Here is an 883-nt window from a genome sequence, read left to right as displayed (position 1 = left end):
GTAGGAGACCACCGACAGCAGCGCGGCGGCGAGCGCGGGGCTGCCCCCCCCCCCCCCCCCCCCCCCCCCCCCCCCCCCCCCCCCCCCCCCCCCCCCCCCCCCCCCCCCCCCCCCCCCCCCCCCCCCCCCCCCCCCCCCCCCCCCCCCCCGGGCCCGGGGTCGGCGGTGGCCCGGGTGCGCCGGGGGAGGGCGGCGGAGAGCACGAGGGCGGCGGAGGCGAGGAAGCCGAGCACGGTGCCGGTGAACAGCCAGTGGTAGGAGACCACCGACAGCAGCGCGGCGGCGAGCGCGGGGCTGCACAGGCTCTCCATGTCATAGGCGAGCCGCGAGAGGGACAGCGCCTGGGTGTAGTCGCGCTCCTTGGGCAGGACGTCGGGGATGACGGCCTGGAAGGCCGGTGTGAACGCGGCCGACGCGGCCTGGAGCAGGAAGATCAGGGCGTAGACCTGCCACACCTGGTGCACGACGGGCAGCATGAGCGCGACGGTGCCCCGGACCAGGTCGGCACCGGCCATCAGGGCCCGGCGCGGCAGCCGGTCCGCCACGGCGCCGATCACCGGGGCGATGCCGACGTAGGCCACCATCTTGATCGCCAGCGCGGTGCCGAGGACGGACCCGGCGTCGGCGCCCGCGATGTCGTACGCGAGCAGTCCGAGCGCCACCGTGGCGAGGCCCGTGCCCAGAAGGGCGATGACCTGGGCGGCGAAGAGATGGCGGTAGGTGCGATCGCGCAGCACGGTCAGCACAAGGCGGCGCTCCCTGTCGGGGGGACGGGTGGGCCAACGCCTCCACTGTATGCATGCGTGCGCAGTCGTGCACATATTTCGCGCGATCCGCGCGGACGGCTTCGGTGTGCGGTGGGGGTGGGCTCGCGATGCGTGGT

At 76.2% G+C, this 883-nt stretch carries 1 protein-coding gene; it reads right to left on the bottom strand.

The window, feature by feature from the left end:
* On the bottom strand, nt 1-746 hold a 746-nt coding region (locus AB8Z36_RS41095), incomplete at its 3' end, for an MFS transporter (protein WP_369218438.1).
* Between the last annotated feature and the right edge of the window lie 137 nt (nt 747-883).

This window comes from Streptomyces flavofungini (assembly GCF_041028215.1).
Lineage (GTDB): Bacteria > Actinomycetota > Actinomycetes > Streptomycetales > Streptomycetaceae > Streptomyces > Streptomyces flavofungini_B.
The sequence above is the reverse complement of the archived record's forward strand: the minus strand, read 5'-3'. Positions and strand labels throughout refer to the sequence as shown.